The 25412-nt window shown below is 42.4% G+C and carries 23 protein-coding genes; 11 read left to right on the forward strand and 12 right to left on the reverse strand.

Annotation, left to right across the window (positions count from 1 at the left end; translation table 11 throughout):
- Positions 1 to 5 precede the first annotated feature (5 nt).
- The 3 genes from D7D50_RS04485 to pflB all read right to left on the reverse strand — a co-directional run bounded on the left by D7D50_RS04485 (position 6) and on the right by pflB (position 3692).
- Positions 6 to 473 (reverse strand): threonine/serine exporter family protein, encoded by a 468-nt coding sequence (locus D7D50_RS04485; RefSeq protein WP_120701593.1) that lies wholly within the window; start codon positions 471 to 473, stop codon positions 6 to 8.
- A 4-nt stretch (positions 474 to 477) separates the two neighbouring features.
- Positions 478 to 1236 carry a threonine/serine exporter family protein gene (locus D7D50_RS04490; protein WP_120701594.1) on the reverse strand — a complete coding sequence of 253 codons (759 nt, stop codon included), beginning with the start codon at positions 1234 to 1236 and terminating at the stop codon, positions 478 to 480.
- Positions 1237 to 1376: 140 nt separating this feature from the next.
- Positions 1377 to 3692 (reverse strand): formate C-acetyltransferase, encoded by a 2316-nt coding sequence (gene pflB / locus D7D50_RS04495; protein WP_120701595.1) that lies wholly within the window; start codon positions 3690 to 3692, stop codon positions 1377 to 1379.
- A gap of 225 nt (positions 3693 to 3917) precedes the next feature.
- Between pflB and dinB the strand changes: the two genes are divergently transcribed.
- Complete coding sequence (gene dinB / locus D7D50_RS04500; protein ID WP_120701596.1) at positions 3918 to 5030, forward strand: DNA polymerase IV; 1113 nt, start codon at positions 3918 to 3920, stop codon at positions 5028 to 5030.
- Between the two features lie 28 nt (positions 5031 to 5058).
- On the opposite strand, the gene recD2 is transcribed toward dinB, so the two are convergent.
- The 4 genes from recD2 to D7D50_RS04525 all read right to left on the reverse strand — a co-directional run bounded on the left by recD2 (position 5059) and on the right by D7D50_RS04525 (position 9803).
- A complete protein-coding gene (gene recD2, locus D7D50_RS04505; RefSeq protein WP_120701597.1) occupies positions 5059 to 7494 on the reverse strand; it encodes an SF1B family DNA helicase RecD2 in 2436 nt (811 codons plus the stop codon).
- Positions 7495 to 7735: 241 nt separating this feature from the next.
- On the reverse strand, positions 7736 to 8374 hold the full coding sequence (gene lepB / locus D7D50_RS04515) for a signal peptidase I (protein ID WP_120701598.1): 639 nt from the start codon (positions 8372 to 8374) through the stop codon (positions 7736 to 7738).
- 3 nt (positions 8375 to 8377) lie between these two features.
- Positions 8378 to 9268 (reverse strand): ribonuclease HIII, encoded by an 891-nt coding sequence (gene rnhC, locus D7D50_RS04520; protein WP_120701599.1) that lies wholly within the window; start codon positions 9266 to 9268, stop codon positions 8378 to 8380.
- Positions 9269 to 9323: 55 nt separating this feature from the next.
- On the reverse strand, positions 9324 to 9803 hold the full coding sequence (locus tag D7D50_RS04525; RefSeq protein WP_120701600.1) for a glutathione peroxidase: 480 nt from the start codon (positions 9801 to 9803) through the stop codon (positions 9324 to 9326).
- Positions 9804 to 9957: 154 nt separating this feature from the next.
- On the opposite strand from D7D50_RS04525, the gene D7D50_RS04530 reads away from it, so the two are divergent.
- The 4 genes from D7D50_RS04530 to D7D50_RS04545 all read left to right on the forward strand — a co-directional run bounded on the left by D7D50_RS04530 (position 9958) and on the right by D7D50_RS04545 (position 14744).
- On the forward strand, positions 9958 to 10248 hold the full coding sequence (locus tag D7D50_RS04530; protein ID WP_023024429.1) for a cell division protein ZapA: 291 nt from the start codon (positions 9958 to 9960) through the stop codon (positions 10246 to 10248).
- 10 nt (positions 10249 to 10258) lie between these two features.
- Positions 10259 to 10813, forward strand: a complete 555-nt coding sequence (locus tag D7D50_RS04535) for a CvpA family protein (protein ID WP_120701601.1) — start codon at positions 10259 to 10261, stop codon at positions 10811 to 10813.
- Positions 10814 to 10908: 95 nt separating this feature from the next.
- The gene (locus D7D50_RS04540) at positions 10909 to 13245 is read left to right on the forward strand and encodes an endonuclease MutS2 (protein WP_120701602.1); all 2337 of its coding nucleotides are present in this window, start codon (positions 10909 to 10911) and stop codon (positions 13243 to 13245) included.
- Between the two features lie 80 nt (positions 13246 to 13325).
- A complete protein-coding gene (locus D7D50_RS04545; protein WP_120701603.1) occupies positions 13326 to 14744 on the forward strand; it encodes a C69 family dipeptidase in 1419 nt (472 codons plus the stop codon).
- A 154-nt stretch (positions 14745 to 14898) separates the two neighbouring features.
- Here D7D50_RS04545 and sstT read toward each other — a convergent pair whose 3' ends face one another.
- Positions 14899 to 16116 carry a serine/threonine transporter SstT gene (gene sstT, locus D7D50_RS04550; protein ID WP_120701604.1) on the reverse strand — a complete coding sequence of 406 codons (1218 nt, stop codon included), beginning with the start codon at positions 16114 to 16116 and terminating at the stop codon, positions 14899 to 14901.
- Between the two features lie 150 nt (positions 16117 to 16266).
- On the opposite strand from sstT, the gene D7D50_RS04555 reads away from it, so the two are divergent.
- Positions 16267 to 17118 (forward strand): mechanosensitive ion channel family protein, encoded by an 852-nt coding sequence (locus D7D50_RS04555; RefSeq protein WP_120701605.1) that lies wholly within the window; start codon positions 16267 to 16269, stop codon positions 17116 to 17118.
- Positions 17119 to 17144: 26 nt separating this feature from the next.
- Here D7D50_RS04555 and def read toward each other — a convergent pair whose 3' ends face one another.
- Positions 17145 to 17759 carry a peptide deformylase gene (gene def / locus D7D50_RS04560; protein WP_120701606.1) on the reverse strand — a complete coding sequence of 205 codons (615 nt, stop codon included), beginning with the start codon at positions 17757 to 17759 and terminating at the stop codon, positions 17145 to 17147.
- 171 nt (positions 17760 to 17930) lie between these two features.
- Between def and D7D50_RS04565 the strand changes: the two genes are divergently transcribed.
- From D7D50_RS04565 to trxA, 5 genes are all read left to right on the forward strand, one after another.
- On the forward strand, positions 17931 to 18659 hold the full coding sequence (locus tag D7D50_RS04565; RefSeq protein ID WP_120701607.1) for a pseudouridine synthase: 729 nt from the start codon (positions 17931 to 17933) through the stop codon (positions 18657 to 18659).
- 219 nt (positions 18660 to 18878) lie between these two features.
- Positions 18879 to 20951 carry a Cna B-type domain-containing protein gene (locus D7D50_RS04570; RefSeq protein WP_120701608.1) on the forward strand — a complete coding sequence of 691 codons (2073 nt, stop codon included), beginning with the start codon at positions 18879 to 18881 and terminating at the stop codon, positions 20949 to 20951.
- 510 nt (positions 20952 to 21461) lie between these two features.
- Positions 21462 to 21731: a 30S ribosomal protein S15 gene (gene rpsO / locus D7D50_RS04575; RefSeq protein ID WP_004193424.1), complete on the forward strand. Its 270-nt coding sequence runs from the start codon at positions 21462 to 21464 to the stop codon at positions 21729 to 21731.
- 520 nt (positions 21732 to 22251) lie between these two features.
- The gene (locus tag D7D50_RS04580; RefSeq protein ID WP_023024418.1) at positions 22252 to 22476 is read left to right on the forward strand and encodes a DUF4649 family protein; all 225 of its coding nucleotides are present in this window, start codon (positions 22252 to 22254) and stop codon (positions 22474 to 22476) included.
- Between the two features lie 12 nt (positions 22477 to 22488).
- Entirely contained in the window at positions 22489 to 22803 is a 315-nt protein-coding gene (gene trxA / locus D7D50_RS04585; protein ID WP_023024416.1) for a thioredoxin, read from the forward strand.
- 127 nt (positions 22804 to 22930) lie between these two features.
- On the opposite strand, the gene D7D50_RS04590 is transcribed toward trxA, so the two are convergent.
- The 3 genes from D7D50_RS04590 to D7D50_RS04600 are packed head-to-tail and all read right to left on the reverse strand — an operon-like array spanning position 22931 to position 25383.
- Positions 22931 to 23704 carry a hypothetical protein gene (locus D7D50_RS04590; RefSeq protein ID WP_120701609.1) on the reverse strand — a complete coding sequence of 258 codons (774 nt, stop codon included), beginning with the start codon at positions 23702 to 23704 and terminating at the stop codon, positions 22931 to 22933.
- Between the two features lies 1 nt (position 23705).
- Positions 23706 to 24581, reverse strand: a complete 876-nt coding sequence (locus tag D7D50_RS04595; RefSeq protein ID WP_120701610.1) for an ABC transporter ATP-binding protein — start codon at positions 24579 to 24581, stop codon at positions 23706 to 23708.
- Between the two features lie 52 nt (positions 24582 to 24633).
- Positions 24634 to 25383, reverse strand: coding sequence for an amino acid transporter (locus tag D7D50_RS04600; protein ID WP_120701611.1), 750 nt, complete (start codon positions 25381 to 25383; stop codon positions 24634 to 24636).
- Positions 25384 to 25412: the final 29 nt, after the last annotated feature.

Genomic DNA, 25412 nt, shown 5'->3' on the forward strand with positions numbered 1-25412 from the left:
CAATGCTAATTGGCATTGGTCATTTTTCTTTTTTGATGGCGTTGGTAAGAATGGTAGAGTTTCAAGACGACAGACCCACTAGCCATCCCGATGGAGATGACCAAGGCCAGAATAACAACCAGGGTTACACTGGTTACTGCCTGTTGATATTGGCCACTGACAAAGAAGGAGGTAGTCCGATAGGAAATATATCCAGGAACCAGGGGAGCGAGAATAGCCAGCATAAAGACAACGACAGGCGTCTTGTAGATGATACTTAAAATTTGACTGATACAAGAACCGACAATGGCGGCGATAAACGTCGCGATAATAACATTGGTAGGTCCTTTCAAGATATAGTAGAGCAACCAAATGGCCATGCCTAGAATGCCTCCCGGGATGAGCATAGAACGTTGCACGTTGAGGACGATTAAAAAGGTGATGATGGCAATCAAACTGGCCACCGCTTGGATTAAAAAGTCTGTTAGGTTCATTATTTTATTTCATAAGGACTAGGGCGACGGTCGTTCCGGCACCAAGGGCAAGAGTAATGAGGAGAGTCTCAAAGAGTTTACTCATCCCAGAATTGAGGTGGTTGTTCATCAGGTCTCGCACCGCATTGGTCATGGCAATACCAGGAACAAAGGGCATAACACAACCGGCAATAATGAGATCGGTATTGGAAGGAAAACCACTATATTGAGACCAAATATGGGCCAAAAAGCCAAAGACAAAGGCTGCCGCAAAAGCAGTGGCAAAAGGGATGCGCACGTATTTCTCAACTAATAGAGAGAAAGCAAAGGCAAAGACAGTCGCAATACCTGCTCCAATCGCATCATAGAAATTCCCGCCAAACATAATGGAAAAAAAAGGGGCACTAAGAGTAGCTGCAATGGTTAACTGCAGATTGGTATAAGGGACTGCCTTTTGTTTCAATTGGCTCAAGGCTTGGTAGGCTTCTTCGAGATTGATGTGTCCGGAGACTAATTGGCGAGAAATCTGATTGACATCACAGACCTTCTCGATATTGTAATTGGTCCGCAGGATCCGCTTCATCCGCGTGATATTGGCATTTTCGATTGAAAAGAAAATAGCGACTGGCATCGCTAAGGCATTACAATCATCGATTCCTTGAGAATGAGCAATCCGGATCATGGTATCCTCCACCCGATGGATTTCAGAACCACTCTCTAAAAGGAGGGTTCCTGCCAACATGAGGACATCAATCACGCGGTCCATATCTTTAGACGCTTCCATTGTTCTTCCTGTTCTGTTAATAGATTGCTTCCATTATATCAAAAATTCGCTGATTTGTACTAGAGTTGCCACAGATTTAGTCAAGATAGGACAAGAAAAAACCAGCCGTTTCCGACTGGTTTGAAAGATCTATTTGAATCTTAGCTCAATGCATCATCCATTGAAAGAACTTCGTGGAAGACACGTTGTGTCAATTCAGTTTTTTGTTCTGGAGTGAGGTATTTGGTGTTTACACAGTATCCAGAGATACGTACGATAACATCTTCACCGCTCATGATTTTTTCGTAAACATCGTTCAAGTCCATAACGTTCAAGTTAACGTGTTGTCCACCGTTTTCAAAGTAACCATCAAGGATTGTTACTAAGTTATCAACTTGTTCGTCACGAGTTTTACCAAGAGCACGAGGTGATACTTGAGTTGTCAATGAGATACCGTCAGCTGCATAACCAAAGTCAAGGCTAGCAAGTGAGTTTAAGTTTTGCAACCATCCACCTTTCGCTTTGTTAGATGGGTTAGCACCTGGCGAGAAGAATTCCAATTTAGACAAGTTCACAGAACCATCTTCGTTGAGGTATACCCCTTTGTGGACTGGAGAGTTACCAGTTTGTTTAGAGTAAGCAACGTTAGAAGTGATAGTAAGAAGTGAAACTGTCGCTTCAGCGTTCTTGTAAAGTTTGTGGCTGCGAAGACGAGTAGTGTAAGCTTCGATCAACCATTCTGCCAATTCGTTAGAACGTGGGTCATCTTCACCCCAACGTGGGTATTCACCGATTGTTTCGTAATCGTAGATGTAGCCATTTTCGTCACGGATTGGTTTAACTGTAGCGTACTTGATAGCTGACAATGTATCAACAGTGTTAGCAAATCCACAGATACCGAATCCCATGTTAGCGCGTTGGTGAGTTGGCAAGAAGGCCATTTGAACTGCTTCATAGTTGTACTTATCAGTCATGTAGTGGATGATGTTCAAAGCATCTACATAAGTGTCAGTCAACCAGTCAAGTGATTTTTCGAAGTTTGCTTTAACTGATTCGAATTCAAGAACTTCGTCGCGGATTGGTTCGATGTCAAATACTTTGTAGTCTTTATGAACATCGTCGTAACCACCGTTCAAACCAGTAAGAAGAGCTTTAAGCACGTTTACACGAGCACCGAAGTACTGGATGTTGTGACGTTGTTCTTCGTTTTCTGGGTCAAGTGGAGATACACAACATGAGATACAGCTCATTTCACCGTATCCGTCTTTGGCCATTGTTGTTACACCTTCGTATTGGATAGAAGAGTGTTTGTGGCTCATGTGCATACAGTAGCGACGGAAGCTATATGGCAATTTGTCAGTCCAAAGAACTGTCAAGTTTGGTTCTGGAGAGTTACCGATGTTGTCCAAAGTGTTCAAGAAACGGTAGTCCATCTTAGTAACACGGTGACGTCCGTCGTTACCCATACCAGCCATAGAAGTTGTGATGAAGGTTGGGTCACCTGAGTACAATTGGTCGTAAGCTTTTGTACGAGCAAATTTAACAGTACGCAATTTCATAACGAAATCGTCAACGAATTCTTGGATTTCAGATTCAGTGTAAGTACCACGAGCCAAGTCACGTTCAGCGTAGATATCCAAAACGATTGGCACACGTCCAAGAGAAGTAGCAGCACCGTTGATCACACGGCAGACAGCCATGAAGGCGATGTTTGTCCATTGGATTGCTTCTTTTGTATCGAAGGCAGGACGACGTACGTCTACACCATAAAGGTCACCCAATTTAACAACTTCTTGAAGTGCTTGGTATTGAAGGTTTACTTCTTCACGAAGACGGATTGTTTCTTCATCGATTTCAGTAATCGCGTTCCAGTCGTTTGCTTTTTCAGCCATCAAGTAGTCAGCTCCATAAAGGGCCAAACGAGCATAAACCCCGATGATACGTCCACGTGAGTATGCATCTGGAAGACCAGTTACAGTGTGAGCGTGACGTGCACGACGGATGTTTGTAGTATAAGCACGGAAGATACCGTCGTTAACTGTTGTTACATATTTAGTGAAGATTTCATGCACAGCTGGATCTGGCTCATATCCATTTTCTTTCAAAGTAGTTTCCGCCATACGGATACCACCACGAGGCATGAAGTTCAATTTGAACAACTCATCGTTTTGGATACCGAAGATGAGTTCGTTTTCTTTGTCGATGTATCCAGCTGCAATATCAGCGATAGATGTTGGACGAGTATCGTATGGGAAACGAGTTTCTTCGTAGTGCGCTTTTGTTTCTTCAACAATCTTCTTGATGTGAAGAGAACGTTCAGTTGGTCCAGCTAGGAAGCTTTCATCTCCATCATAAGGAGTGTAGTTAGCTTGTACAAAGCGTGAGACGCTGGCTCTTTCTTTCCAGTCTTCCCCTTGGAAGCCTTCCCAGGCTTTGTCAAAAATGTCTTGTGCTTCAACAACTGTTTTAACAACCATGTTTAAATCCTCTTATATCTTTCTAGCAACAAATCTGTTGCACTTACAATAGTAGTATACCACATAGAAATCGGTTTCACAAAGGGAATAACAAAAAGATAATGTATTCTTTTATAATACAGAGCAGGAGTTTTGAATAAACTGTATTATATTTTTGCCTTGAGAAAAGTGGGAATTAGTAGGAAAAAATCGTTAATAGAGATATAATGAAAAAGGAGGTTGCCTATGCTCATATTTCCTTTAGTAAATGATACGAGCCGTAAGATTATTCATATGGATATGGATGCCTTTTTTGCGTCCGTTGAAGAACGCGACAATCCCCAATTAAAGGGAAAGCCGGTCATCATCGGACATGATCCCCGTTTGTCTGGCGGACGAGGCGTGGTATCGACCTGCAATTATGAGGCTAGAAAATATGGCGTCCATTCGGCGATGAGTTCCAAAGAAGCCTATGAACGGTGTCCTCAGGCCGTTTTCATCCCTGGCAACTACGAGAAGTATCAAGCAGTTGGTCTCCAAGTCAGAGAAATTTTCAAACGCTATACTGATCTAATTGAGCCCATGAGCATCGACGAAGCCTATTTGGATGTGACCAATAATAAGCTTGGTATTCATTCTGCTGTCAAAATAGCCCGCTTGATTCAGCATGACATTTGGAACGAATTGCACTTAACCGCTTCTGCTGGAGTTTCCTACAATAAGTTTCTAGCAAAAATCGCCAGTGATTACCAGAAGCCTCGGGGCCTGACTGTCATCTTACCCGAGCAGGCTCAAGAGTTTTTGAGTCAGCTGGACGTAGCTAAGTTTCATGGCGTGGGGAAAAGGACGGTAGAGCGACTACATGATTTGGGAATTTATACGGGAGCAGATCTCTTAGAAGTTCCAGAAATGACTCTAATCGATCACTTTGGTCGCTTTGGTTTTGACCTCTATCGAAAGGCCAGGGGGATCCATAACAGTCCTGTCAAGAGCAATCGCATTCGCAAGTCTATTGGAAAAGAACGCACCTATCGAAAATTGCTGGTGGCAGAAGATGATGTGCTAAAAGAACTAGCAAACCTATCTGAAAAGGTGGCGAACAGTTTGACCAAGCATCAGAAAATTGGTAAGACCTTGGTTCTCAAGATTCGTTATGCAGATTTTTCAACCTTGACTAAAAGACGAAGTTTAGAAGAAGCAACCAGAGATCCAGAAGTCATTCAAAGAGTGGCCCAGGAGCTCTATCAGAGTCTGGAGGCCAACCCATCAGGTATTCGCCTCTTAGGATTGACCCTCACTAATTTTTCTTCTGAGTCTCAGGAATCGTATGAAGGATCTTTAATAGAAGAAACCCCGTAGGTATACTTGCCCTACGGGGAATTTTTAACTAGTTTTTGAAGAAATGTTGAATCTCTTCCTCTGTGAGTCCGATCATGGGATCAATGCTTAAGTAATTGTCTTCTGTTAATCGGTAGCCTTGTTGAGAAAGTTGGGAATCAGATGAGTCAGAGTGGTTTTCAACTGAGACGAGCTTGCTCTGGGGCTCTGTTTTTTTAGCGGGCTCTTCCAGATGGACAGGGCTCTGTGAGGAAGAGTCTGTACGCTGAGGAGGCACATCAGAAAAGCGTTCAATCAGATAGGTTTTGCGAGCAGTACCAGTATTCTGTGTCGCAAAGTGAAATGCAGTGTATTCTCCCAGGAGGATGAGCTTGCTCTTGGAACGAGTAATGGCCGTGTAGATCAGATTGCGTTGAAGCATCCGTCGACTCTGATTGGTCAAGGGAAGAATGACCACAGGGAATTCGCTCCCCTGAGACTTGTGGATGCTCATGGCATAGGCCAGGCGAATCTTGTACCATTCATTGCGTGGGTAGACCAATTCATTGCCGTCGAATTGAATGGTGAGTTCATCTTGCTTGGATTCGGTATATTTAGCCGGTAAGAGGTCGGTGATGTAACCAATATCTCCGTTAAAAACATTGCTCTCAGCATCGTTGACTAAGTGGATGACCTTGTCACCATTTCGATACTGGCAATCCAGCGCTTGAAAGAATAGAGCATCTGTTTCTAATGGATTGAGAAGCTCTTGCATGAGGCTGTTTATTTGATCAATACCTGCAGAACCGCGATACATAGGAGCAAGGACTTGGATGTCCCGGGCCGGGATGCCGTTGCGAAGGGCAGCGCTGGTGATTTTTTCAATCATGGGGGCGACGAGCTCGCTCGGCGCTTCAAAGTAGGAACGATCCGGCTTTTTCTCCGTGAAGTCAGGAGGCAGGTGACCTTTTCGAATCTGGCTGGCCAAAGTGACGATGGTTGAATCCTCGCTTTGACGGAAGATGTGTTCCAATTTGACTTGAGGGATGCTTGGGATCTGTAAGAGATCGGACAAGACTTGTCCAGGACTCACAGAAGGAAGTTGATCGGCATCACCAACAATTAAGAGTTTAGTATTGGAGGAGATATTGCTGAGAAGCTGATTGGCTAACCAAGTATCCACCATAGAAAATTCATCGACAATGATGAAGTCAGCATCTAAATAATCGTCCAAGTGACTCGTGTCGTCGTCTCCCGTCATTCCCAAATGGCGATGGATGGTTGCACTAGGAAGAGCAGTTAGTTCACTCATCCGGCGGGCTGCTCGACCGGTTGGAGCCGCTAAGAGAATTGGTAATTGAGATTTCTTCCGAAGGTCCAATTGGTGCAGGCGAGCGTAGGTTCCGATAATCCCATTGATAACGGTTGTCTTTCCTGTTCCTGGTCCACCTGTTAGTACAAAGACTTTCTGCTGGATCGCTTCTTGGATGGCCTTCCGTTGTATGGGATCGTAGTGGATAGCAAGCTCTTTTTCAATCTGTTTGATTGTTTCCTCGATTTTTTCTAGCTCGAAAGATTCTTGCTTTCCTTTTTCTAGTAGGCGACCGATATGGCTTCGGATCCCTTCTTCTGCAAAGAAGAGGCTGTTGTTGAAAATCTTAGTGTCAATGTTTTGCACCTTGTCTTCTTCGATGAGGCCGGCCAATTCTTGGGCAATGCTGGCTGGATCTAGCTCGACGGGCCGGGATGCTTCTAAGAGTTGGATGGTGGCCTGGAGCAATTCTTTGGCTTCAACGTAGGTGTCCCCTGTTTCTAATGAGAGGGTCAAAAGACTATGGACAAGCCCAGCTCGGAAACGTTCAGGTGCATCACTGGCAATCCCTAATTCTTCTGCTAGTTGATCGGCAATCTTAAAGCCCATTCCTTGAATATCTTCGACCAGTTGATAGGGAGCCGATTCGACGATTTGCAAGGTTTCTTCCTTGTAGAAATCTTGGATTTGGAAGGCTAGTTTATTGGGGATGCCATAGTTAGCAAGTTGGGCGAGGACCCGTTCCGTACCATAATTGAGCTGTAGTTTTTCGACAAAGGCCTCGCGATTCTTTTTAGAAAGTCCGGAGATAGAGGCCAGCTTTTCAGGTGCTTGAAGGATTTTATCAATGGTATCCTCACCATAGAGATCCACGATCTTTTGGGCGGTTTTGAGTCCAATTCCTTTAAAATGGTCACTAGAAAAGTATTTAACCAAGCCTTTGCTAGTGGGTTTGGCTCGTTCATAGCGAGTCATTTGCAACTGTTGGCCATATTTCGGATGATGGACCAGTTCTCCCCAGAAGGTATAATCTTCTCCTTCGACGATATCCGCCATTGTTCCAGTGACGATAATTTCAAAGTCATCATAGTCCTCTGCATCTGTATCATTGATATCCAACAATAAGATACGGAAAAAACTACTTTGATTTTCAAAAATGACCCGCTCAATGGTTCCTGAGAAATAGTATTCCATGCAGAGTTTCCTTTTAAGTAGTAATCAGAGAGAGGTTATCTCTCAAAAAGATATTGAAAGAGGCTGGGACAAAATCCTAGCCTCTCAATTGTCTTTGGATTGTCGAGCAAGACGCAGTGGTTGATTGGGCTCTACTACGCTGATTTCATCAGCTTTTACAGCCCTACTCAACTGTGCGGAGGTGGGACGACGAAATCGAATTCTAACGAATGACCGATTTCTGTCCCACTCTCATCATGGGTTAATAAGTCTGGAATGGAAGGAGTGGCCAGAGGCGAAGAACGGCTTCTCCTTTGATTTGATCCTTCTTGAAAGCCCCAACCTGTCGGCTATCTTTTGAAACGATGCGATCATCACCAAGGAGTAGATACTCGTCATCCAAGAGCTTTTTCGTGAAGGTCGCACTTCCGTCTTTATCAACGGTGAAAGCTTCGGCTATCTGTGCCATTTGGCGGAAGAGCTCTCCATTTTCTTCGAACCCTTTTCCAGAATAGGTTGACTGTAATTTATCCTCTTTGAATTTTTGAATGTATTCTTTCAAGTAGGGCTCGTCAGTTTCTTTGCCGTTGATATAGAGGACATCGTTTTTGTACTCAATTGTTTCGCCAGGGAGTCCAATGACTCGTTTAACGATTTCTTTGGTTTTTCCATTTTCTGTTTCACTAGCGACTACGATATCAAAACGGTCGATAGGTAGTTTATTGATAACAAGAAGGTATTCACTGTCTGCCAAGGTTGGATCCATAGAATGGCCATCGACACGTACGGGAGTCCACAGATAAATACGCGAGAGAATAATGGCTCCAATAATGAGGCCAAAGAGCGCCCATTCTTTCAGGAAAGAACGGACTGGATTATTTGATTTTTTTGAACGTTTCATGACTTATCTTTCTATCAATTTTTTTGCTTTTTCTGTATTTTTAAAGTGAAGTTTGGCACTGTAGTCAAGGGCTTGAATGCCATAGGCCTGTAATAGTTGAGCAGCAACCTTATCTGAGGGAGTACCAGCCCCACTAGGAAGGGTATAGCCTAGTTCTTGACTCAAGTCTTCCAGATTTTGGAGGAAGAGGTCACGAGCAATAATGGAACTCACAGCGACCGCCAGGTATTTTCCTTCGGCCTTCTCTTCTAGGGTGACGACTTGTGGGACCTGATTCGCTTCTGCCTGAACATAGCGATCATAGTTTTTCTTGGTCGTAAAGGCATCGACCACAATTTTTTGAGCTTTTGCCCCTTGTTGCAAGAGCAAAAAAATAGCCTGATTGTGGAGAGCGACCTTGACAGAAACCGCATTGTAGCCAGAGGCGATGACCTGATTGTATTTTTTAGGTGTCAGCAGTAAGGCCTGATGTGGGATTTCTTTTTTGAGAATCGGTGCGAGAGCTCGAATTTTTCGATCATCCAGGGTCTTAGAGTCCCCAACTCCTAGACTTTTTAAGCGGGCATGTTGGTCCGGGCTGACCAGTGAAGCCACTACAGCAAGCCCTCCAAAGTAAGAGCCGTTTCCGACTTCGTCTGTTCCGATTAAGGGGAAGTCTTGTCCGGCCTGTGCTTGGTCTATCGGATCTTGTTGGTAACCGAAGAACTCTGCATAGCGCGTCGCCTGACTACCTTGTAGGACAACTTTTCCTGATGTGTAAATCGAAATTGTTGCACCAGGTGCCTTAAAAAAATAACGGATATATGGATTTTTTGAAGGTGCCAGATGGTCTTGGTACTGACCAACAAATGCTTGGATATCCTCATTTTGAGGGGACAATGTAATTGTTTCCATAGTCCTTATTGTATCATAAAAGCTAGATGAAAGGCCAGAAAAAGACCAGCTGAGTTTAGTCTGAAAGAACTTCTTTTAGGCTTGCTTCAATTGCTTGAGGATCGGTTTTTGAAGAGAAGCGGTGGACGACCTGGCCTTGGCGATTAATCAAGAATTTGGCGAAATTCCATTCAATGCGGGAACCCAAGGGACCGCTAGCCTGTTCTTTTAACCATTGGTAGAGGGGGCTGGCTTCTTTCCCATTGACTTTTATTTTGGCGAAGCGAGGGAAGCTGGTTTGATAATGGAGGCTACAAAATTGATTAATTTCTTCTGCGCTCCCCGGCGCTTGGCCCATAAACTGATTGCATGGAAAGTCCAGGATTTCAAAACCTTGGTCATGGTAGCGCTCATAGAGCTCTTGCAATCCCTGGTATTGAGGGGTCAGGCCACAACTTGTTGCTGTATTGACGATGAGGAGTACTTGGCCTCGATAAGCTTCTAGGGAGAAGGGGCTCCCATCTTGGGCGATTACAGTGAAATCATAGATAGTCATTTTACACGTCCTTTCCTACTTTCTCTATTGTATCACGCTTGGGTCGAAAAAAGTTAAACCGTGGCCCTAGTACCTCCAGTATTTCCTATGGGAAGGGGATTTTCCTACTGACAAGCGGGCTAGATTTTGATATAATATCGTGAGGTGATTTTTTATGTCCAGCTTAAATAGATACAAATTTACTTTCGGTAATAAATCGCTGACTCTCACAACCAATCATGATAATCTCTTCATGGAAGAAGTTGAACGGGTCGCGAAGGAAAAATATGAAGCGATTAAAGAACAAATGCCAGCTGCTGATGATGAGACTCTGGCCATTTTATTAGCAATCAATAGTTTATCAACACAATTAAGTCGTGAGATTGAGTTTGACGATAAGGAAAAAGAATTGGAAGATTTTCGTCGCAAGGCCCTAGATGGCCTGGTCGGTAGATCATCTAATTAAGGGGAGTTGCATGTTTTCAATCCTGATTTTATTCATCCTAGCTTGGAGTTTTTATATTGGGTATTCACGAGGATTTTTGCTTCAAGGATATTATTTTTTAACCATGATGGTGGCCATGTTGGTCGCAGGCTCAGGCTATCAGTCCTTGGCAAAAACCATTAGTCTATGGATTCCATTTTCGAGTGCAACACAAGCTTCAAAATCCTATTTTTATGGTGCAGACCAACTCTTTCACTTAGACAAAGTTTTTTACGCTGGTTTGGCTTATTTCATCTTGTTTGTTTTGGTCTATGCGATTGGTCGAGTGATTGGACTCTTTATTCCCTTGATTCCAACGCCTGAAAAATGGGAGGAGTTTCCGTTTCAGATCGCCAGTGGTGTTTTAGCTGTCCTGGTGACCTACTTTGTTCTGCAAATGGGATTCACAATTCTATCAACAATCCCCATGGCAGCCATTCAAGATCGACTCCATGGAAGTTTCCTCATTCGATTTATGGTGCAGTATAGTCCCCTTACAGCAGGCCTCTTGAAACAACTTTGGGTTGTAAAAATCTTAGGTGCGTAATCACTTCTCATCATGTGTAAAGTTCATGAGAGATATTATAGAAAGGAAGGGGAGGCTCAGACCAAAATCAGCCTCCTTTTCTGTTGTGGAGAAACATGAATCAAAAAATTCTCGAAACTTTAGAGTTTCAAAAAGTCAAAAACTTAGTAGAGCCCTATTTGCAAACGGAGCAGGGTGAAGTAGAGTTGCAGGAATTAGCCCCGCTTGCAAAAAAAGAAGCAATTGAAACCGCCTTTCTTGAGATGGCGGATATGGCTCAGATATTTGTGGAGCATCCGCACTTTAGCGTGCCCACCATCCAAGAAATTCGTCCAGTGACCAAACGTTTAGAACTAGAAACATCGCTCAATATTGATGAATTATTAGCGGTGAAGAAAGTCTTGCGCGTGACCCATGAATTGCGAAATTTTTATGATGAATTAGAAAATGTCCGCTTGGAAAAACTGGATCGAATTTTTGAAAATCTAGTCGATCTTCCACAGTTGCAGGGAAGTCTACATGCCATTAATGAGGCTGGATTTATTGAAAACTTTGCCAGTGAAACCTTGGCCAAAATTCGTCGGCGTATTCAAGAGAATGAACACCAAGTAAGAGACATTCTCCAAGAATTGCTGAAGACCAAGTCAGAAATGCTGGCTGATCAGATCATTGCTAGCAGAAATGGGCGAAATGTCTTGCCGGTTAAAAACACTTACCGTAATCGGATTGCCGGTGTGGTGCATGATATTTCAGCTAGTGGAAATACCGTCTATATCGAACCTCGAGCGGTCGTCAATCTCAATGAAGAGATTGCTAACCATCGTGCGGATGAACGCTTTGAGATGCTTCGGATATTGGAAGAAATTTCAAACCTTCTTCGTCCTCATGCGGGGGAAATCCGGAACAATGCTTGGCTAATTGGTCATATTGACCTCGTTCGTGCCAAACATCGCTTTTTACAGGATCGAAAAGGGACCATTCCAGCCTTGTCAGATCAAGGTGAAATTCAGCTCTTGCAGGTTCGCCATCCCTTGATTGAGAAGGCTGTTCCCAATGATGTCCACTTCGGAAAAGACCTCACAGAGATTGTGATTACAGGACCTAATACGGGTGGGAAGACCATCATGCTGAAAACCTTGGGACTAGCCCAATTAATGGCCCAGTCAGGGCTGCCTATCCTAGCGGAGTCTGGGAGCAAGGTGGCTGTCTTTACAGAAATCTTCTCAGATATTGGGGATGAGCAATCGATCGAGCAAAGCCTTTCCACCTTCTCCAGTCACATGACCAATATTGTTTCTATTTTAGAGCAGGTCGATGAGGAATCCTTGGTCTTGCTAGATGAGTTGGGGGCCGGAACGGATCCTCAGGAAGGGGCCTCGCTAGCTATCGCTATTCTAGAAGATCTCCGGTTGCGAGGGATCAAGACCATGGCAACCACTCACTATCCAGAGCTCAAGGCCTATGGGATTGAGACCCTTGGTGTCCAGAATGCCAGCATGGAATTTGATACTGATACCTTACGACCAACTTATCGCTTTATGCAGGGGGTTCCGGGGCGCTCCAATGCCTTTGAAATCGCGCGTCGCCTAGGCTTGTCAGAAGTGATCGTGAATCACGCGCAAGGAATGACCAATCAGGATCGGGATGTCAACCGTATCATTGAAAAATTGGAAGCACAGACCTTGGAAAGTCGCAAACGCCTCGAGTCCATTCGAGATGTCGAACAGGAAAATCTGAAATTCAACCGCGTCCTCAAGAAATTGTACAATGAATTGACCCGAGAGCGGGAGACAGAGCTCAACAAGGCTCGTAAAGAAGCGCAAGAAATTGTAGATTTGGCTCTAGCAGAAAGCGACCAGATCTTACAAGGTCTCCATGCCAAATCGCAACTGAAGCCCCATGAAATTATTGAAGCCAAGTCTCAGTTGAAGAAATTGGCTCCAGAAACGGTCGACCTATCGAAAAACAAGGTCTTGAAACAGGCTAAAAAAGCCCGTGCTCCAAAAGTAGGAGATGAGATCTTGGTGATCAGCTATGGGCAAAGAGGAAGTCTTACCAAGCAGCTCAAGGATGGTCGTTGGGAAGCCCAAGTGGGACTAATAAAAATGATCTTGGAAGAAAAAGAATTTAATCTCCTGAAAGCTGAAAAGGACGTTTTTCAACCGAAAAAACGTCAGGTCCACGTGGTCAAACGTTCAAACACGAATGGGCCTCGGGCTCGCTTGGACCTTCGTGGCAAACGATATGAGGAAGCTATGGAAGAATTAGACAGCTTTATCGACCAAGCCCTTCTCAACAATATGGCCCAAGTCGATATCATCCACGGAATTGGAACGGGGGTCATCCGGGAAGGGGTCACCAAGTACCTTCGTCGCAATAAGCATGTGAAAAGTTTTGAATACGCTCCTCAAAATGCAGGAGGAAGCGGAGCAACAATTGTTACTTTTAAATAAGCAAAGAGTCAGTCGTGCCTTTCCATCAGGCACGCTTTTTGCTATAATACAGTCAGTTTAAACGGAAAGTAGGAAAGCTTATGACCCCTAATCGTTCGTCAGATTCTTGCACCACCATTCTAGTCGGAAAAGATGCCAGTTATGATGGTTCAACAATTGTAGCTCGCACGGAAGACTCTCAAAATGGAGTGTTTACCCCTAAGAAATTTATCGTCGTTCAACCAGAGGATCAACCCCGTCATTATCGGTCAGTCTTATCTCGTTTTGAGATAGACCTGCCCGACAATCCTGTTCGTTACACAGCAGTTCCGGATGCCATTCCAAAAGATGGTATCTGGGGAGAAGCAGGGATCAATCGTTACAATGTAGCCATGAGTGAGACAGAGACCATTACGACCAATAGCCGAGTCCTGGGGGCGGACCCTCTGGTGGAAAGTGGCATTGGAGAGGAAGACATGTTGACTTTAGTTCTTCCTTATGTCCAGACTGCTCGTGAGGGCGTACTACGCTTGGGGAAACTCCTAGAGGAATACGGGACTTATGAGTCTAATGGAGTGGCTATCAGCGATGTCAATGAAATCTGGTGGTTGGAAACCATCGGAGGTCATCACTGGATGGCCCGCCGTGTACCTGACGATGCCTATGTGACCAATCCCAATCAATTGGGAAGTGATCGCTTTGAGTTTGATCGTCCGGAAGAGTTTTTATGTGATCCAGACTTGAAAGATTTCGTGGAACGTCACCACTTGGCCTTGGATTTCGATGGTTCGTCCTTTAACCCTCGTTATGCTTTTGGTAGCCAACGAGACAAGGACCGTCATTACAACACACCACGTGCTTGGGATATTCAACGTTTCCTCAACCCAGAAGTAGAGCAAGATCCTCGTTCCTTCTTCCTTCCTTGGTGTCAAAAACCTTATCGCAAGATTACGATTGAAGATGTCAAATATGTCCTTAGCAGTCACTATCAGGATTCAGTTTATGACCCCTATGGTTCAGAAGGGGATACTCATAGTCGTCGGACCTTCCGTACCATTGGCATCAACCGGACTAGCCAGACTGCGATTCTCCAATTGCGGCCAAATCGTCCACAAGAAACAACCGGCATTCAATGGCTTTGCTATGGATCTATGCCTTTCAATACGGCCGTTCCTTTCTTTACACAGGTAGATACGACACCGGATTATTTTGCTAACACGACAGAAAAAGTGACAACGGATTCCTTCTATTGGACCAATCGGATTATTGCTGGTTTAGCAGATGCCCACTATAGTCATCATGTTGGAGATTTAGAAGATTACCAAGAAAGCACTATGGCCCTTGGACATGCCCGGATTGGACGAGTGGATCAAGCCTTGGCAACAGGGGATATCGTTGACTTTGAAAAAGAAAATCAAGCCATGAGTGATCAGATTCAAGAAGCGACGGATCGCTTGTTGGATAAGGTCTTATTAGATGCAAGCAACTTGATGACCAACCGTTTCTCTTTGAGTGACTAGTTGGGGATTGCTGGGGAATTTTCATGGAAACTTCTGAAAACGTAAATATCATCTAATTGCTTTATTCGCTCTTTCGCCTCCGATGTTTAGGGAAAGCAAAAGCTACTTTATGAAAAAAGAAAAAGACCAGATCGTGTGATCTGGTTTTTCTGAATTAATAGCGTTTTTCTTTGGGCCAATCTTTCATTTCAGAAATAGCTGTAAAGAGGACGTCTGTTGATGAGTTGAGGGCTGTTTCACAAGAATCTTGGATGACACCAATAATGAAGCCCACGCTGACTACTTGCATAGCAATATCATTGTCGATACCAAAGAGGCTGCAGGCGACAGGAATCAAGAGGAGGGAACCACCAGCTACTCCAGAAGCCCCACAGGCTGAGACGGCTGCAACGATACTGAGGACCAGGGCAGTCCCAAAGTCGACCTGAATGCCTAAGGTATTGACAGCAGCTAGGGTCAAGGTGTTAATAGTGACGGTAGCTCCGGCCATATTAATAGTAGATCCCAGAGGGATAGAAACTGAGTAAGTATCGGGATTGAGACCTAGTTCCTTACAAAGTTTCATGTTGACAGGGATGTTAGCAGCGGAACTTCTAGTAAAGAAGGCAGTTAATCCACTCACTCGTAGACATTTAAAGACTAGTGGATAAGGATTTTTGCGAATCATGATGTAGACAAAAATCGGGTTGATGACGAGAGCAACGAAGGACATGGTGCCAACTAAGAGAAGTAAGAGGAGCCCATAGCTCTTGAGTCCATCAAAGCCTTGTCCAGCAATCGTCGTATAGACCAAGCCTAGAATTCCAAATGGAGCTAGGTTAATAATCCATTCGACGATCTTGGAAGTAATATCTGCTAGGGTTTGCAGGAGATCCTTGCTGTGCTCGCTAGCTTCTCTCATAGCAACACCAAAGACTACGGCCCAGGATAAAATCCCGATATAATTGGCCTGAATAAGGGCGTTGAGGGGATTGTCTACAATTTTTAAGAGAAAGTTACTGATGACTTCCCCTAGTCCATCGGGAGAAGTTCCTTCAGCACTAGTTCCCGTTAAAGAAATGGTAATAGGGAAGAGATAGTTAACCAGGACCGCTACCAAGGCTGCCGCAAAAGTTCCCAGGAGGTAGAGGACAATGACTGATTTCATATTGGTTTGGGTTCCCTTTTGGTGTTGGGAGAGGGCGTTAGCGACAAGGGCGAAAACTAAAAGAGGAGCAATTGCCCGCAAGCCACCTACAAAGATTTCCCCTAATAGACCAATTGCAGATGCTTGAGGAAGAAGCAAAGCTAAGAGAGCTCCAACGAAGATTCCAATTGCAATCCGCTTCATAAGGTTGGTTTTGTTCCAAGTTTGAATGAGCCGTTTAACCATAAGGACCTCCTTTTTCGAAAGTTTATCGTCCATTATACGATAGAAAGGGCGCAAAATCAATGGTTATTTAAATAAGGGTGCTGGTTCTATAGCCTAAAATCTGATATAATCAAACCATTAGAAAAAGAGAGAAGGAGATTGATAGAAGGTATGAAGAATATTTTTTCTCGCTATGTCAGTCAGTTTGATTGGACCAAAATCATGGATGAATTGGTTTCGAAATTGATTTCCTTAGCTATTTTATTTATCTTATTTTTACTTGCAAAAAAACTACTTCGTAGCTTGGTGAAACGGATTTTAAAACCATCTTTGAACTATGTAGGACAAGATGACGCTCGGAAGAAAACGATTTTGCGTTTGGTAGAAAGTCTGTTAACTTACTGCCTTTATTTCATCCTCATTTACTGGATTCTTTCCATCCTCGGCTTACCTGTTTCTAGTCTCTTAGCTGGAGCGGGAATTGCAGGAGTTGCCATTGGGATGGGAGCTCAAGGCTTCTTATCGGATTTGGTCAATGGTTTCTTTATTCTCCTTGAGCGCCAATTGGATGTTGGAGATACTGTTCGAGTGACGAATGGTCCGATTACCATCGCTGGGACAGTGTCGAGTGTCGGCATTCGGACAACCCAGGTGAGAGATGCAGATGGGACCTTGCATTTTATCCCCAATCGCAATATTATGGTTGTCAGCAATCTCTCTCGGGGCAACCAGCGCGTCTTAATTGATATGCCGATTTCTGCTCAAACTGATCTCGATAAGATTTATCAAATATTCCAGCAAGTCAACGATGAACAGGCACAGAAACATCCAGAAATCTTAGATGGTCCAACGATTTTAGGACCTCAAATCGAAAAGGGAACGGGTCGCTATTCCTTCCGCGTCGCTATGATGGTCCAGTCGGGGAGCCAAGTGGCCATTTACCATCTTTATTATAAACTCTATCATGATGCCCTCTTACAAAATGGGATTGAGATTCCAACAACTTTTTCTGTCACACCCTAATAAAAAAAGACCCATCGGTCTTTTTTTTATTCTAAAATGAGCATACCCTCTTTAACAGCAAAAGGATCTTTTGGATTAATCCGATCGTAGAACATGACCCCATTGATGTGGTCAATCTCATGTTGAACGACGATGGAGTTGTAGCCTTTGAGTTTGATGCGGTGTTTTTCTCCTGTTTTGTCAAAGTAGTCCACCGTCACGCGCGCGTGGCGGACCACATAACCGGGAACATTACGGTCTACAGAGAGACAACCTTCTCCGTCTCCGAGAGCCGCATCTTGGACTGAGTGGGAGACAATTTTAGGATTGTACATGACTTCTTGGATGGAGTATGCTTCTTTTGGAGGATTTCCTTCTTCATCCTCTGGGTTTGGGACGAGGACAGCAATGATGCGTTTAGAAATGTCTAATTGAGGGGCAGCGAGTCCAACTCCTCCTCGAAGACCCAATTTTTCCGCCATGACAGGATCCTGTGAATGGTGTAAGAACTGCATCATTTTTTCCCCAAGAATGATCTCTTGATCTGACAGTGGGAAAGTGACCTCTTCTGCGATAGCTCTTAAAGTCGGATGGCCTTCGCGGATAATATCATTCATATCAATTAGATGGGCAGCTTTTGTAATGGTTTCAATTGCAGACATGTTCTCATTCACTCCTTTTTTCTAGAAACCATCATATCATAATTCCTTCTAGAATGAAAGTTTCCCAATTGATTGAGGGGTGCTGATGGACTAGACGGGCTGTAAACTAGGAAAGGAAAGAATCTTAGGCCAGTTCATGGTATAATGATAAGAAGAATGAAGGAGATAAGCATGCGTCTAGATAAATATTTAGTGGACTGTGGAGTGGGAAGCCGAACAGAAGTCAAGCAAGTCCTCAAGCAGAAAAAAATTCAAGTCAATGGGAAGGTGGAGACATCTGCCAAGGTTCACATTGATCCAGATAAAGACCAAGTGAGCTATCTGGGAGAAAGTTTATTCCATGAAGAGTTTGTTTACTATCTGCTCAATAAACCCAAGGGGGTCATTTCAGCAACGGAAGACGACCACCATCAAACAGTCTTAGATTTGCTAGATGATACAGCGAGACGCAAGGAAGTCTTTCCTGTCGGACGGCTGGATATCGATACTCATGGCTTACTCCTCTTGACCAATAATGGTAAGCTGGCTCATGCCATGCTATCGCCCAAGAAGCATGTGGACAAGGTCTACCGTGCTCAAGTGGCTGGAATCATGACCCAGGAAGATGTCGTCCGCTTCAAAGAAGGAATAGAATTGAAGGATTTCACTACCCTGCCAGCTGATTTGGAAATTCTGGAGGTTGATCGAGAAGCCGATAGTTGCTTGGTTCAGATCCGCATCGCTGAAGGAAAATTCCATCAGGTCAAGCGCATGGTCGCAGCTTGTGGCAAGGAAGTCACCGATCTCGAGCGGATTTCCATGGGTCCATTGAGTCTAGATCCCGCTCTCAAATTGGGGCAGTGGCGTAGGCTCCAGCCCTCTGAATTGGCTTTTTTAGAGGTCTTTGGAATCCCATTATAAACAAAGGGAAAGCTAGCAAACTGAGGATACAGGGAGCTAGTTTTTTGTTTGTGTCAAAAAAATGAACGTTACAGACAAAAAATATATAAAATTGCTTGTACTATCAAAGCAAATCAACTATAATGAGAAAAGATAGGTTTTGTGAAAATCTGTAATAGGGCATCATCTTCGTTACTGGCTGGACTTATCTACTAAACGTAAAAAGGAGAAAAATCGTTTATGAAAAAGTGGCTCTATGCTGTTGTGACAACAGTTGCCTTGTTTTTATTAGCAGCTTTAGGATTTGCTAAACCCAATGGGGTTACTAAAGCACATGCCGATACGATCAATGATGTTGTAAGCTCTGTGAACATCTCTAAAGCGACTGGCGGTGACTTAACAGAACCACTCGGTGTTTGGGAAAGTTTCAATGTTGAAGCAAACTTTGTTTTACCGAATGGTCGTGTAAAAGCAGGCGATCAAACAGTCATCCAACTTGGAGATGGTTTTAAGGTTTTTGAAACAGATACCATTGACCTATTGGATCCAACTGGCCAAAAAGTTGCAACTGCGACAGTAGATGATCAACGAAAAGTCATCACGGTGACCTATACAGACTATCCTGAAAAAATGGCCAATGTAACAGGGAAGTTGCGTTTCTTTGCTCGTGTAGACCACTCCGTGATTAAGGGAAATACAACACTTGATTTTACGCTTTCAGTTGATAAAACAGTCATTTCAGGTGGAAAGGTTGATTATAAAGGAGTCAATCCAGGTGAGTATCCTCCAACTCCAGAGGTCTTTAGCAAATGGGGCTGGACAAACTCAGGCGATAAATTGAAATTGACTTATACCTTGAACATCAATCAAGGTCACACTGCCCTCCATAATATTGATATTAAGGACCAATTAGCCTTTACAGATGGTAAAATCAAGGTAGATTCAGTTAATATCCATACAGGAACTTGGAAGATCAGTGACGAAGATGGTGCCTATCATTTGCGGGATACCACAAATGTAACCAGCCATTATTCTCCGGTTGTCAGTGAGGACGGTCGTTTTTTAACTGTTCATATCGGGGATCTAGCTCCTGAGCAAGGGATGACCATTCGCTATGATGTCTATTTGGACAAGGTCCCAGCCATCAATACAGAATATAAAAACAATGCGACGATGACTGCCACAGAAGTCAAAGAGCAACACAAAGAAGCAGATATTCTATACCAATTCTTTGAAGGAGCCTTCAATGGTGAGAAATATTCCTTCACAATCCATAAAAAAGGAGAAAATGGTCAAGCACTTGCAGGTGCTGTCTTTACTGTGACAGCAGATGACACTGGTGAGCAAGTCGGAACCATTACCACAGATGAGAAGGGTACAGGAACCGTTGCTGGCTTGATCAAGCAAGCTTATACTGTTCAAGAGATTCAAGCTCCGACAGGATACGTCCTCTCAGAAGAGCCAATTAAGATCAGCAAAGAAGATTTTGGAAATGACCTTGCGATTTCGCGTGAAGTCATCAACAAAAAAGAAAAAACTAGCATTTCTGGTCAGAAAACCTGGAATGACAATGACAATCATGATGGTAAACGCCCATCAGCCATCACCATCAATCTTTTAGCGAACGGTGTAAAAGTAGCTTCTAAAGAAGTGAAACCAGATGCGGAAGGCAATTGGCTCTATCAGTTCGACAATCTTGATCTTGTTGACGATGCTGGTAATCTCATTGCCTACACAGTTTCAGAAGAACCTGTTGCAGGGTATGAAACAAGTGTTGAAGGAACGAATATTACCAATAGCCGTACACCAGAAGTGACAGAAGTAGCTGTCAAGAAAGTCTGGGATGATAAGGAAAATAAAGATGGCCTTCGACCAGATAAGGTAACAGTTCGTCTGCTTGCGGATGGTCAAGAAGTGGCCGTAAAAGAAATCACCGCTACTGACAATTGGCAGGCAAGCTTTACGGATCTACCAGTATACAAGGAAGGCAAGAAGATTGTCTACACGATTACAGAGGATCCAGTAGCAGGGTATACAGCAACTATCGATGGTTTTACGGTAACCAACCGTCATACACCACCGACAACCCCGCCACCGTCTACGACTACACCTCCACCAGCATCTACGACTCCATCGACCACCACACCAAGCACATCGGAGAAACCAGGAACTCCAACTACACCAACAGAAGGAAAGAGAAAAATTCTTCCATCAACTGGTGAAGCCACTTCTTATGGCTTGTTCGGAGTAAGTGCTCTGTTAGCTCTTGTTGGTGCAGCGATGCTGTTAAGTGGTAAACGGAAAGCTGACTAACAACTACAATATAAATAAGACAATGATCTGAAAAGATAATTGTCTCAGATTGAAGATAAAGTCTTCTGAAAAATTTTCCTTAGGTGAGTACAGACGTCAGCGAACTTCATCAAAGTTCCATGACTAATTATTGAGCCTAAGGTCTCAATAATTCCGAATGCCTGAAACAATTATGTTTCAGGCATTTTTCTCACAGCGGAAAGTTTTGATCTTCTTAAATGGCTAAAAATAAAAGTCATTTTCGGGTAATTATCTAACTTTTTTATGTAAAAAAATTTGTCTCTATTCTAAGACAATGATCTGAAAAGATTCTTGTCTTTTTCTGTTAAAGGGCTTCTAGAATAAATGATTCAAAGAAGCGTATTTCTGTTTTTGAAGGGAGCATAAGTGTTTGACAGAAAGATGAAATCTTGATAGAATGGATAGGTCGAATAGACAACTAACTCTTTCTTGGTAGCAGGATATGCCAAACCTGCCACTCGGATAGAGCATAAAGAAAAGGAGCTTATCATGGCAATCTCAAAAGAGAAAAAAAATGAAATCATTGCACAATACGCACGTCACGAAGGTGACACTGGTTCAGTAGAAGTTCAAGTTGCTGTCCTTACTTGGGAAATCAACCACTTGAACGACCACATCAAACAACACAAAAAAGACCACGCAACTTACCGTGGTTTGATGAAGAAAATCGGTCGCCGTCGTAACTTGTTGGCTTACCTTCGTAAGAACGACGTTAACCGTTACCGTGAGTTGATCAACTCTCTTGGCCTTCGTCGTTAATTCAAGATACAAAGGCCGTCAAAAGCACAAAGCAAAAATAGGAAAATTGACGAAGAAACCTCAGTTTCTAGGAAATTTTATCTTTTTTGCCAAGTGCTTAGGCCGTGTTCGATTGAATACAAAAAAGTTAAGTTACTCTATTGTAGAGTAGCTTTTCTTTTTTTACTAGAATTTCAATATTATCTTCGGCTCGGTGCCTTGTCTAGAACCGTTTTATCCAGCAAGAATGGAGAGAGTTGGACAGAAATCGGTAATTCGTTAGAATTCGATTTCGTCGTCCCACCTCCGCACAGTTGAGTAGGGCTGTAAAAGCTGATGAAATCAGCGTAGTAGAGCCCACTCAACCACTGTGTCTTGCTCGACAATCCAAAGACAATTGAGAGGCTAGGACTTTTGGCCCAGCCTCTTTTTTATTGTCTTTTTTCGAATAAGATTCATCATTCTAAGTAAATCGTTTCATTTGACAGATGTAATAAACAGAGTTACAATGGGTGTATCTTAAGAAATAGAGGTTACTGATATGATTGAAATTACATATCTAGATGGTGCAAAACAAGAAAGAGTCATGCATTTTGATTCTTATGAAGAGTTTGAACGCTCTCAACAGACCTGCTTGATTGGTGTGGCGGATTACTATCCAGTTCAAAAATTGACTTATAATGGGCACGAACTCGATTACAACGGAACTTACGGAGATGTCTTCTTCTATTTGATGAAGCAAGACCTCGATCAATACAAAAACTAAAGGAGAAAGAAAATGGTAAAAGCAATTACAGACGCAACATTTGAAGCAGAAACAAAAGAAGGATTGGTCTTGGTAGACTTTTGGGCGACCTGGTGTGGTCCATGTCGCATGCAAGCCCCTATCCTAGAAAAATTATCCCAAGAACTTTCAGAAGATGAATTAAAAATCCTGAAAATGGATGTGGACGAAAATCCAAATACAGCTCGTGCTTTCGGCATTATGTCCATCCCAACCCTACTCTTTAAAAAAGATGGGCAAGTTGTCAAACAAGTAGCAGGTGTGCACACCGCAGACCAAATCAAGGCCATTGTGGCTGAGTTGAGTTAAGAAAAAAAGATTGGAGCTATGTTCCAATCTTTTTTTAATGATAAAGAGAAACCTGTATCTTTCAATCGTACATTGTAGACAAGGTATACGTCATTAGATTATAGGCAGCAGGTCAAGTCCTGTCACATCAAAACTCTAAATTTTGAAACTTTTTATAACCAATGATTAGGAGAATAAAGCCATAGACGAGGGTAATGCCCAGGGCTCCCAAAAATGCTTGTGGAGTGGACAAAATGTCGTCATTAAGCAATCTGTTATATCCATTCGGGAAAAGCATTGCAATGCCTCCGCCAATCATTGAAGTCATCATGCTTGCAATTGTTAAAATAATTGCAACCACTATGGTTGAGCCTATTTTTAAATAAAGGCATAACACAGAAGCGACAGTTACTGAAAAAATATCTTTTAAAAAGATTCCAAAAATATCCTCTAGGGTTGATAAAGTAATAGATAAATCATTATCAAAAAAGGTATTCGAGGCAAAAGGAAACTGAACGACCCTGGTAAAATAGACTGTAGTAGAAACACAAGTAAATAGAATATAAAAAAGTACCAAGATTGAGAGTAAACTAAGATATTTTGAAAAAAATATGTTCTTACGGCTTAAATCTCTATAAAGAAACATGGTATGATCATCTATCTCTCGTCTAAAGACAGAAATTGTCAAGAAATAGATTGCAAGAGTAGGTAAGATAAATGAATCTGCTGAACTGATCATCATATCTAGAAAGGCTATCCCACTTACTCTATTGTCTCCTATTACGGAAATTTGCATGAAATTAGATTTTCCAAAAAAGGAAGCTAGAAGAAAGATAACTGGAAATAAAACGAATAGCAGGTAAATCTTGCTTTCTTTACGCTTCCAGACAGATGTGAAAATGGCAGGTAAGATTTGTTTCATATTACTGTCCTTTCGTAAAGATCTCTTTTAGGTGGTTCTCTTTCACCTCTATCTTCTCAATCAAGGCATGATTTCCTAAAGTTTTAAAAATCTCATTAATCTCTTCAGAGGTTATCTTTGTGGAAATATCTAAAACATTGCCTTCTAGAATGACGTCATCACTTAATAAAGACTGAATCCCTTCAAGATTCTTAGTTTCCTTCAAGTACACAAGCAAACTAGGACAAGCTGCACCGTCAAAAGCGTCTGCTAACTGCCCTGCCTCAATATAGACATAACGTTCACACAAGGCTTCTAGCTCTCCTAATTGGTGGCTAGAAATAAGCATTGAAATTTGTCTCTCATTAGACCACTGTTTCAAAATATCAATTAATTTCTGAACACCAATCGGATCTAGTCCAACGAATGGTTCATCTAGAATAAGGAAGTCTGGTTCGGCAACCAAAGCAATTGCCAAGGCTGTCCTTTGCTTCATACCAAAAGAAAATCCTTTTGGTTTTCTATTTCTAGCTTCCCATAGTTCTACCAATTTTAGAGTTGGTTCAATATTTGAAAAAAGTTCCTCTTTCCCATGTAAACGTAGATAAAATTTTAAGTTATCAATAACGGACATTTCTGGGTAGAATACTGGATCAATCATAATACCAAAGTCTGTTAATACATTGTCTTTACTATGAATATCGATCCCATTATAGGTAATAAGTCCAGAAGTTGGTTTTAGTGATTTTGCCATCAACTTCATGAGTGTCGATTTACCTGCCCCATTTCTACCAATCAAACCGACAATCTCCCCCTTATTGATTTCCATATTGACGTCTTTGAGTGAATAAAAGTCATTCCCAACAAATTTTTTTGAAATACTTTCGATTTTTAGCATATCTAGTTTCCTTTCAATTTTTATAAATAATAAATGAGTCAGCTTGCTCTTTTTAAAACTCTATTCTTTCAAAATTCTTTCTAGCTGAGAAATAGCTAGGTAAGAAGTAAATGCAAGACAAGCCAATGATGATTAACAGCGTTAAACCAAACTTACCTGCTTGTAAAGCATTTGCATAAGTGGTTGGAATCACATACCTTACTCCAATCAGTAAGGGAGCTGTGAAGGCGAATAAAGTGAAGAAGATTCCTACTAAAACAGCCACTAAGGTCTTAGATTTAATGGAAACCATCGCAACCATGACGGTTGTTATAAGATTAAGTAAAACCACAGAAAGAATCGACAAGATAGATTTCTCAACTAAAATAGAGCTTGAAGGTAAGAAGTTAGAATTAACTCCAAATCTAGGCAACATAATGCCATAATAGGTAATGAAAGTTGCAAAAAAAGTTCCAAATAAATAGATTAGATAAATCAATACGAGTCCGATTATTTTAGCATTAAATATTTTAGAACGCTTAATATCTTTGTATAAAAACATGATCTTACTATCAATTTCATCTCTAAAAACGGAAGAAATCAGGATCGAAAAAATGAGTACTGGGATTGTTAAACGATACTGTGTTAAAAGAGTGATATCAAAGAAAGATAAAAAACTATTCGTATAGTCGGTTTTCATATCTTCCATATTTCCTGCCAAAAATGGAACAAGAATAGGTAATAGACAAAAGGATAAGAAGATCTTCGTATCTCTCCTTTTTAAAATAGATTGAAAGACAGCGGTTGTTAATCTATTAAACATGGGCTAGTTCTCCTAACTATAATCATAAA

Origin of the sequence: Streptococcus koreensis (assembly GCF_003627135.1) — a bacterium.
In the GTDB taxonomy this organism is placed as follows: Bacteria; Bacillota; Bacilli; order Lactobacillales; family Streptococcaceae; genus Streptococcus; species Streptococcus ilei.